General features: G+C 24.4%; 9 protein-coding genes. All 9 read right to left on the bottom strand.

What is annotated here, in order from left to right:
• Positions 1 to 72: 72 nt before the first annotated feature.
• On the bottom strand, positions 73 to 1,065 hold the full coding sequence (locus PWP28_RS13235) for a GNAT family N-acetyltransferase (protein ID WP_308644951.1): 993 nt from the start codon (positions 1,063 to 1,065) through the stop codon (positions 73 to 75).
• Positions 1,062 to 2,159 carry an aminotransferase class V-fold PLP-dependent enzyme gene (locus PWP28_RS13240; protein WP_308644952.1) on the bottom strand — a complete coding sequence of 366 codons (1,098 nt, stop codon included), beginning with the start codon at positions 2,157 to 2,159 and terminating at the stop codon, positions 1,062 to 1,064. Before PWP28_RS13240 ends, PWP28_RS13235 begins: the two co-directional genes overlap by 4 nt.
• 12 nt (positions 2,160 to 2,171) lie before the next feature.
• The gene (locus PWP28_RS13245; protein WP_308644953.1) at positions 2,172 to 3,143 is read right to left on the bottom strand and encodes an NAD-dependent 4,6-dehydratase LegB; all 972 of its coding nucleotides are present in this window, start codon (positions 3,141 to 3,143) and stop codon (positions 2,172 to 2,174) included.
• 19 nt (positions 3,144 to 3,162) lie between these two features.
• Positions 3,163 to 4,554 carry an oligosaccharide flippase family protein gene (locus PWP28_RS13250; protein ID WP_308644954.1) on the bottom strand — a complete coding sequence of 464 codons (1,392 nt, stop codon included), beginning with the start codon at positions 4,552 to 4,554 and terminating at the stop codon, positions 3,163 to 3,165.
• A complete protein-coding gene (locus tag PWP28_RS13255) occupies positions 4,547 to 5,947 on the bottom strand; it encodes a hypothetical protein (protein ID WP_308644955.1) in 1,401 nt (466 codons plus the stop codon). Before PWP28_RS13255 ends, PWP28_RS13250 begins: the two co-directional genes overlap by 8 nt.
• 9 nt (positions 5,948 to 5,956) lie before the next feature.
• Positions 5,957 to 6,922, bottom strand: a complete 966-nt coding sequence (locus PWP28_RS13260) for a peptidoglycan bridge formation glycyltransferase FemA/FemB family protein (RefSeq protein ID WP_308644956.1) — start codon at positions 6,920 to 6,922, stop codon at positions 5,957 to 5,959.
• 15 nt (positions 6,923 to 6,937) lie between these two features.
• Complete coding sequence (locus tag PWP28_RS13265) at positions 6,938 to 8,146, bottom strand: hypothetical protein (RefSeq protein WP_308644957.1); 1,209 nt, start codon at positions 8,144 to 8,146, stop codon at positions 6,938 to 6,940.
• A 4-nt stretch (positions 8,147 to 8,150) separates the two neighbouring features.
• On the bottom strand, positions 8,151 to 9,203 hold the full coding sequence (gene wecB / locus PWP28_RS13270) for a non-hydrolyzing UDP-N-acetylglucosamine 2-epimerase (protein ID WP_308644958.1): 1,053 nt from the start codon (positions 9,201 to 9,203) through the stop codon (positions 8,151 to 8,153).
• 93 nt (positions 9,204 to 9,296) lie between these two features.
• Positions 9,297 to 10,577 carry an exopolysaccharide biosynthesis polyprenyl glycosylphosphotransferase gene (locus PWP28_RS13275; protein WP_308644959.1) on the bottom strand — a complete coding sequence of 427 codons (1,281 nt, stop codon included), beginning with the start codon at positions 10,575 to 10,577 and terminating at the stop codon, positions 9,297 to 9,299.
• Positions 10,578 to 10,841 lie beyond the last annotated feature (264 nt).

A 10,841-nucleotide genomic window follows, 5' to 3' on the forward strand; every position in this document is an offset into this window, starting at 1 on the left:
ATAATTCTCCACCAATCATATTCAATATTTAGCATCCTTTATTAAAAAAATATAATTCTCCACCAATCATATTCAATATTTAGCATCCTTTATTAAAAATAAATTATTTCGAATATCATAATGATCTCTAAAATAATTATATTTATCTTTATCACAAATTATTTTTGAAATATAAAATTTGGATTCAAAATCAGATAATTTTCTTTTAAATCTTGAAAGACCATCACTCGCATCAAGGGATAAACCTCCACCTAAATGGAGATATTTATATCCCAAATTTCCGTATTCATAAATAGCTTTTGACATCAATAATTCCATGGGTTGATACTTTGAGTAATCTCTATCCAATGCACTAAAATGATAATGAACATAATCATCATCGAGCATAAAAAGAGAAGCAGCTATAAATTTATTGCTTTTTTCAATATAAAATAAATCACATTTTTCTTTTAAAGTTTTAAAGGTTTTTTCAAAAAAATATTTTGAAAAATAATAATAATCACTCGTTTGTCTAAAAGACATAACTTTATTATACAAGTTATAGAAATTTTCTAAATCATAATCATTTATTTCATCATATTTTTTTATTTTTACATCCAAACTATTTCTAATTGCATAATTAATAGACCATCTTATTTTTTGATTCAAATCTTTTTTAAAATCAGAAAATGAAGCACATTTATTTAAAACTTTTGTATAAGTAATTCTATTAAAAAAATTAAACTTATCTGGAATAATTTTATAATTATTTAAAAATGGAGCATTTCTAATAAAAATATCTATAATTTTATTACTCTTACAAAACTCAATTATTTCTTCAAAATCTTTTTCACTTAAATAATCAATATCTCCAACTATTCCACCATACCCATAACTACTATATGCTTCATAATAATCTTCGATTTTATGCAAGAGCAAAGGTAAAAAACTTATTTTATTATTTTTGATTAATTTTATAACAACAAAATTGCTTTCATCATATTCAGCAAAAATTTTATTATAATTTTTATCAAAATAAATAGAATTCTTTATATTATCAATATTATCAGAAAAAGATATAATCATCTATTAATAACCTCTTTTAATGAAGTACAAATATAATCAATCTGTTCTGAATCATTCATAGTAGAACCTGGTAAATTTATACCATTTTCATAAATATAATAAGCATTTTTATATTCTCCTTTTTTATATTTTTCAAAAGGAGGAAATTCAACTATAGGCATAAATATTCTTCTTGAAGGAATTTCCTTATTAGAGAGTTCTTTTTGTATTTCTGGAATACTCAAATTAGATTCTATTGTTGCAGAAGGTAACCACCAAGAACTTTTTGCTCCATTCATAACCTTTTGCATTTTTATATTAGTATTTTTAAATTTTTCATTATAAATATCAGCATAAGATATTTTTTTTATTAAAAAGTCATCAAGTCTTTCAAACTGTGCAAGGCCTAAACTTGCTTCAAGATTTGTCATTCTATAATTAAAGCCAATTTCAGGATGATAATACCCTTTACTCACATCTCTTGCTTGATTTATCAAAAATTTAATATGATCTGCTGAATCAGCGCTATTTGAAATAATCATACCACCACCACCAGTGGTCATAATTTTATTTCCATTAAAGCTAAAGCACCCAAAATCACCAAAAGTTCCTGTCATTTTTCCATTAATAGTAGCTCCAAGACTTTCAGTTGCATCTTCTATAACTTTTAAATTATATTTTTTAGCTATTTCATTAATTTTATTCATATCACATGGATTTCCATATAAGTGAACAGGAATTATGGCCTTTGTTTTATTTGTAATAAGTTTTTCAATTTCTTCTGGATCAATAGTCCATGTATCAATATTAACATCAGCAAAAACAGGAACAGCTCCAAGATGAACAACAGGAGTAACAGTAGCTATAAAAGTTATAACTGGAACAATAACTTCATCTTCTGGTTTTATTCCCGCTTCATATAAAGCCATATATATAGCTGCAGTTCCGCTTTGAACAGCTACAGCTTTTTTGCTCTTGGTATACTCTGCAAATTTTTTTTCGAATTCTGGAATAAATGGTCCAGCAGTAGAAACAAATGTACTATCAAGACATTTGATTAAATATTCTTTTTCAAGTTTTCCTAAATTTGGTGCATCTAATAATATATTCTTCATAAAATCAACCTCTTATACATTATATATGTCAGTTTTAAAATAATTTAAATTACTTTTTATCCATTCAATAGTTTCTAATAAACCTTCTTCAAGAGTATATCTTGGAACCCATCCCGTTAAATTTCTTGATTTATCTGAATTTGATAAAAGCCTTTCAACTTCAGATTTTTCAGGTCTTAATCTTTGAGAATCTGTAATTATTTCAACTTTTTTGCCAGTTAATTTTATAATTTTCTCAGCTAAATCTCCAATAGATATTTCTTTTCCAGTACCCAAATTATAAACATCCCCAATAGTTTTTTCATTTAATCCAACTTCTAAAAATCCTGTCGCAGTATCTTTTACATAATTTAAATCTCTTGTTGGATTCAAATTTCCCAATTTAATTTGTTTCTTACCAGCAAGTATTTGACTTATAATTGTAGGAATAATAGCTCTTGCTGATTGTCTTGGTCCATATGTATTAAAAGGTCTTACTATGGTAACTGGAGTTCCAAAAGACCTATAATATGAAAGGGCAAGATGATCAGCTGAAGCTTTACTTGCAGCATAAGGAGATTGCGGATTATATGGATGTTTTTCGTCTATCGGTACATATTGTGCTGTACCATATATTTCACTTGTAGATGTTTGTACAACTCTTTTAATACCTATTTTTCTTGCGGCTTCGAGAACATTATAAGTACCTTCAACATTTGTTTTTATATAAGCCATAGGAGAAAGATAAGAATAAGGTATTGCTATGAGTGCTCCAAGATGAAAAACAGCTTCTACATCTTTTACAGCATCATAAACACTATCAAAATCTCTTAAATCTCCAGTATAAACTTCAATATCTTTCTTATATTTAGAATTTTCAAGCCAACCCCAATTATTATCAGAATTATATCTAACAAAACCTTTAACATCATATCCTTTTTCAACTAAATATTCTGTTAAATGCGAACCTATAAAACCTTCTGAACCAGTAACCAAAACTCTCATAATATATTCCTCCAACAAATTATTTTAAAATATTTTTGTACTTTTTGAATAAATACCAAAAACTTATTAATAAAATAACTATTCTTATTATTAAATAATCTTTAAAGATTATAAATATTAAAGTAGATAAAATAACATATATCAAAGAAATAAAGTGAAACTTAAAACCAAAAATATTTATCTTTAAAACTTTATTTGTTATTAGATAATGAAAAGCAAATAAAGCAAAATTAGAAATCACTGTTGTTATTGCTGCTGCAACACTACCATATAAAGGTACAAAAATAAGATTTAAAATTACATTGACTAATGCTGCAAAGATTGTTCCGATAGAAATTAAATGAGTTTTTTTAGTATAAAACTCTATATTAACTTCAAAAGAGTACATAAGATTAAAATAATAGGACATAAAAATAAATGGAACTATATATAAACCTTCCCAATATGAACTATCAGACATCAATTTTATTATTTCAGGAGATATAAAAAGAATAAAAATATAAGCAATTGTGAAAAAATCTCTAAAATTTTTAGCTCTTTTTTTTATTGAACTAAAATCTTTGAGTTCCATTTTTTCAAAAAACCATGGAACCCAAGCCTGATTTGTAGATGTCCACAAGACCATAATAATCATACCAACATTATAAGCAAAAGAATATATACCAGTTTCTGAAGAACCTATATATTTATTTATGATTATTCTATCAAATTGAGAATTTATTATCCCAGACACACCATGCAAAATTAATGGTAAAGATATCAATAATGAATATTTCCAATATTTTAAATCTATTAATTTTTTACCTTTTAAAAAAATATACATCATTAAAATAAATCCAAATAAAATTACGGGAAAAGCCTTTCCTATTATTTGTCCAAGATATCCTTCATCTGGAAAAATTTTAGTTATTAAAAATATTGAAAGAAAAACTCCTATTAAAGAAATAAAAATAGTAATTAAAGACACTTTTTTATAATTATATTCTACTTGAAATTTAGCAAAAACAAGATTTTGAACAAATGAAAAAAATGAATTTAAAAGTAAAATAAAAATCAGTAAATTACTTAATTCCAATATTTTAGAAAAATAATTATGAAAAATTAAAACAATAGAAGAACAAAATAGAAATGATAATGTTCCTAAAAATAATACAGAAGACACATATCCATTAAAATCATCTTTAAAATCAAATTTTCCTCTTTGTATACTTGCAACCAAATCCAAAGAAAAAATTATAGTAAAAATACTTAAATAACTGGTATACAAATTAACAATACCATAATCTGAAGTACTTAAAAGACGTGTAAATATTGGTAAAGTTAAAAAAGTGATTCCTTTAGTAAAAAAATTTGTAACTGTATACCAACTTCCAGCCTTTATAACTTTATTATTTAATATTTTTTTAATCATTTAATTTAATTCCTACCTCTTCTTCTATAAAATATTTATAATTTTTTTCCCAATTATTATTAAAATAATAATTAATATCATTATTTTTTTGTGAATAATCTTCATTCTCATTTATCTTATTTCTAAGTTCTTCACAATTTCTAAACCATACTCCAATTTTATCAGGAATGTTGTCTCTTGAGTAATTATTATCCAATATATAAACCTTCTTACCCATTCCTATAGCCTCAAATATGGTTGTAGAATAACAAGCTACAATTATTTCTGATTTTGCAATGTAATCAAAAATATCTCCATCCTTCTTTATAAAAATATTACTATATTTTTCTAAAGGTTTTATTAAATTCAAACTATTTAATTCTCCTGGGTGAAGTTTAAAAATAATATCATAATTTTTGTATTCAGTAGCTAAAAATATTGCAATTTCTACCATCTCTTTTGTAATTGTCCCCTGTGAAGGTATTAAAATAGTATCTTTTTTAGAAGGAATATTTTTATATTTTTTGATCTGTTCATAAAAATGAGGATTACCTATAGTAAATACATTACCAGGTATATTTATTTGCTCATTCCAATACTCTCCATATGATAAATAATATTCAGGAATATAATACTTATACTCTTCAAAATTCAATAAATAATCATCATAATTATAAGCAATATGATTATTAGATATAAGACCATGTTGAAATTCAGCCGTTTTTATATTCAAAGATCTTGCAATTCTTAAAATATAATTTTCTCCACCATAATAACCACAATTTAAAAATATTATTTTAGGTTTAGTTTTAATAAAAAATTTTTCATAGAATTTGAAATTATATTCAATCTTTGAAGCAATATTTATTATAGTGTTATATAAATCATCATAAAAATAATCATCTAAATCATTACTAATTTCTTTTTTTATATATTTTATAAACTCTTTAGCCATTATATAATCATTTTCATTAATTTTTTTTAATTTTGAAGCTAAAGTTGTTTTTATTTTTATAATATCATTAGAATAAACATGATTAAAATATCTTGGCAATTTAAATTCTCTATTATAGCTACTTTCTAAAATCGCTGTATTATCTGGATATACAAAATTAAAATAATCATGAACTCTATTAAAAAATTTTCCTTCTTTTTTAAATGTATTATCTGCAGAAGTTCCAAAAATAAAAATATCTTTATCCTTAATCTTATAAGGATTTAATTTAAGGAGATTTTTTATATAATTTTTTTTACTATAATTAAAATTAGTGTTTAAAGTTTGATCATTTTCATACAAAAAATGACTATAAAATTTAGTTCTTATATACGGCCATAACAAAGAATTATCATAATAAAATCTAAAACTATAAATTTCCTTTTTAGACTCTATTTTCAAAAGTTCTTTTAAATTCATAATAAATATCTACCTTTTCAAAATTATTTTAGCAATATCTTTTACTTTTCTCATAATACTTTTACTCCGTATATTAAAATATTGCTTCTGATCAGCTCCAAATTTTCTAAAATTAGACTCTATATTTTCTACCATAGATCCTTCAAAATCATAATATCTAATTTTATCATAATAATAATTAATAGCTTCCCATTGAATCAAATTCTGCGCACCCGAACTTCTAAATTCAGGATCAGAACCACTCATTAAATAATACACTGATTTTGAATCTTTTATATAAAAATTCATAGCATGAATATTATTTTTATCATCTAAAGCTTTAAATATACAAATATCTTTTTCAAAGGTTTTAAAAAGACTAGAAACATAATCAAAAGAATAAGGTATTTTCATTCCTTGCCTTTCAAATGTCATTTTATTATATTCATAAAATTCTTTTAAATTAGTAGTATTAGAAACAGTTACATTATTTTTTTTAGATTTTTTTATAGTATTTCTTGTATTTTGATCCATATTATTCCAAATATCTTCTAAGGTATTATTAGAAAAATCTATTAAATAAGTATATCTCGTACTCTGTTCATAATTATTCCAAAAAAAAGGTAACCAATTATTAAAATTCCAATCAAAATTCATATTATATGATAAATTATATTCTTTAAAAATTTTTAAAAATGCATTGATAATTTTTTTTTCTTTTTCAAGCTTTTTAGAATTTTTCAATTTAGAAAAATCATCATATAAAACTCCCATTTTTTGAGCTAAAAGAGGTAATTTTATTTTCTTAGTTGAAAAAAAAGGCAATGGCATTCCTGCTATTATATTATTATTTTCTTTATATACTAAAATTTTAAAATCATTATCAGTACTAAATTCTAACCATTCATAAAGACAAAAAACACTTCCATGCAAAGAACTCTCAACAAAAGAATTCCAATCATCTTTGAATGATTCAGATAAAAATTCAACAGACATCAAAATTCCTCCAAATCAAATAAATTCAAATCCTTTATTTTTTACATATTTTATAGTGTCTTCATAAACCCATTCCCAATCTTTCCATTCAGGAATATAAAAAGAGGTATTATGCCATAAAAAAGTAAATACACCATTATAATTATCTATTTTATCTATTAATTCTTTAATCTTTTCAAATCCTTTTTCTGGACTTAAACCCATATATCTCGTATCCATAAGAGTTCCTTCCATAATAATTAACGGATATTCATAAAAATCATATAATCTTTTTTCTTTAAAATTATAAGGTCTAAAAGGTTTACATGTTCCAAATCTAAATCCTATACTATCAGCATATGAACATGTGCTGTCCAATTTGATTCCCGATCTCTCATATATATCAAAACTTTTTTTTATATCAAATAAAAGATAATGAGCTCTACCACAACTTATATCACTTTCAAAAACATTATTAAGTATACCTATATCTTCTTTCATTCTATCATCTTTAAGATGTCTTGCATCATAATGTATTCCAACTCTTGAACCTGTTGATAAAATTTCTTTCTCAAGATCTATCAAATATCTTTTATCTTTTATTGGTTTATATCCACATCCACCATAAAAATTCGGCTGAATATCAGGCATAAAAAAGAAAGTACCTTTAGATCCATATTTTTTATGAATATTTAATAAATTATATACAGTAACAGGATCTCTTCTGCTTATTTTTCTAATTATTTTATCAAAAGCTAATTTAAACTGTTTTCTTTTTAATATATCACCAAGAATATTTCTTATAAATTTTTTACCTCTTGCAAATCCCAATAAATCTATATCATGTGTAATAAAAACTCTTGAATTTTCATTTTTATAAGTCAAATTTAATTCATTTTTAATCTTTTCTGTCAATATTTCTACAATAGGTTCTTCCAGTATACCTTTCTTATAAGAAAAACTTTCAGAAGCTAAAAATCTACCATGATCATCCTTGGTATCATCATGATTATATTCCCAGTATCCAGACAAAAAGAAAAAAATAGTTCCTATATAATCACCTTTAAAAGAATAATCATTAAAATCCAAAAAAAGTTCTGAATCTTTTTTAGTCCAGAACTCATAAATTTTATATCTCAATGTATTATTCAATACATAATAATTATCTTCAATTTTTAAGTTTATTGATTCATTAAATATATCTTTAAAATACTCTACAATATAATGAATAATTTCATATTTCATAAAATCACCCTTCAAATTTTGATATAATATCAACAATCCTAGATGAACAGTCACCATCTCCATAAACATTATCTGGATAATCTACATTTTCATCCTTCATCTGATTATATTTTTCATATATTTCATCACTTTCACTTAATTTATTCCATTTATTCTCTACTAACTCTCTCCACCCAGTATCAGGCATTACAACTATAGATCTTTTTCCACCATAATAAGCTTCTTTCTGTAGTCCACCACTATCTGTAACTACAAATTTAGAATATTTAGCAAGACTTTGAATTTCTATATATCCTAAAGGTTCTATTATTTTAAATTCCGGTTTCAATTGAAATTCCTGTATTTTATTTTTTGTTCTTGGATGTAATGGTATTACTACTTGCATTTCATTATTTATTTTATTCAACTGTTCTATTATTTTTTCAAGTTTTTCTTTTTTATCTGTATTAAAATCTCTATGTATGGTCGCAAGTATATAATTTTCTTTTTTTAATCCATATTTTTTTATATTATCTTCATTAAAGGTTTCTTCCATATGTTTGTATAAATCATACATAGTATCTCCTACGAAGATTCCTTCTTTATTTTCTTTTTTTAAATTTTCAACACTACTTTTCGAAGCACAAAATAAATATTTTGATATGGAATCTGTCATAACTCTATTTATTTCTTCTGGCATATCTTTAGGTTCTTGTCTTATACCCGCTTCTATATGAGCAACTGGAATTTTCAATTTACTTGCAACTATAGCTCCTGCAAGTGTCGTATTAGTATCTCCATATACAAGTACTATATCTGGATTTTCTTTTTTTACTATCTCTTCAAATTCTATCATTATTTTAGCCGTCATTTGTGCATGTGTACCAGATCCAACATTTAAATTATAATCTGGATTTTTTATTTTTAATTTATTAAAAAAAATCTCGCTCATATTGGAATCATAATGTTGTCCTGAATGAACTAAAACTTCTTTTATTCCTTTTTTTTCAAGTTCTTTATTTATTACAGCTTCTTTTATAAATTGAGGTCTCGCTCCCACTATCGATATTATTTTCATTCATTCACCTTCTCAAATATAAATAAATTACAATCAAAATAAAAAGTTCTGGAATAACTCAAAATCATTTATTCCAGAAATATTATTTATATATCATCTTGCTCCTCTCATACCAAGCATAGTTTCAACTGTTTTCATCATTATTTGAATATCTAAAAGTAAATTCCTATTCTTCACATAATAAAGATCATATTCAGTTTTTATCTTATAATCCTCTAATGTTGTAGTATGCTTATAATTTATCTGTGCCCATCCAGTTATTCCAGGCTTATAATTAAGTCTATACATATAATAAGGAATATTATCAACCATCTTATAATGAAATTCTGGCATCTCAGGCCTTGAACCCACTATAGACATATCTCCTTTTAAAACATTTATAAACTGTAAAGACTCATCTAATCTTGTCTTTCTCGAAAATTTACCTATTTTTAAAACTCTTTCTTCTAACCCTTCATTTGGATTATCCTTATTTATTGGTACATGTTTTAAAGATCTAAATTTCATCAAAGTAAAAGGTTTACCCCTTTCGCCTATTCTTCTTTGTTTAAATACAACAGGAAATCCATCTTCTAACAAAACACCCAAATAAATCAAACCCATAAAAGGAGAAAATATAATAAGCAAAAATACTGAAGTAATTATATCGAGCATTCTCTTACTTGGAGAATTTTCTATTTGCTTTTCAAATTCAACCTTATAATAATTTTCAAACTTACATAAAACATCTAAAGGTATTTTCTTTAAAGTTTTTTCAGCAATATGTGGAAGATATTCGACGGGAACACCTTGAAGTTTATAATTATCTATCTCAAACTTTATCTCTTTTTCGAGTTTTGGATCTGTAACCAATATCTTATTAAAAGTTCTCTCATCCTCTAAAGAAAGTGAATAATGGTTATCCATGAGCATTGTGAATCTTTGTGGAGAAGGATTTATATACTCCACAAATTTCATCTTGCCTTTAGTAGATTCAGAAATCTGTGAAAGAACCTCACCTATCTCTTTTTCTCTACCTATTACAAGATATTTATTTACAGGGGCATGTTTTCTATAAAGATAATACTCTATTTTATGAAGAAAAGGAATCAATACGAGTGAAAAAAGAAGATTAAAAAGATATATTTTGGCAAGATTATAATCAAAAACAATCGCAGAAATTGTTATTCCAACAAATGAAATAACATTACCTGCAAATACTCTTATAAAAGTTTCATTCATACTTTCCATATTCTCTATATCATATACTCTAAAAGCATATATCCCTATAAATACTAAAAAGCTTACAATAACAGATTCAACAATATTTAATCCCATAGCAATATTAAACCCAAAAACAAATATAGAATCTATAAATTTAACAATTCTCTTCATCTGAAGTCCTACCTTCTATTATTTATTTTATATTTCAATTGATATACTATCAAAGAAATATTAATTCATAAAATATATTAGTTTAAAATTAACCTAAATTATAATACTAATCATATTATAACTTGAAATCATAAAAAAATCCATAAAAAAAACTCTTACAAAGAATGAACTGACCCATGTCAAGTAGACACAAAAATTAATAAAAAATTATATACAATTGGATGCTTGGTTTCTGAACTCAACAGGAGCCATGCATCCAAGTTT

The organism is Oceanotoga sp., from assembly GCF_030445905.1.
GTDB classification, from domain to species: domain Bacteria; phylum Thermotogota; class Thermotogae; order Petrotogales; family Petrotogaceae; genus Oceanotoga; species Oceanotoga teriensis.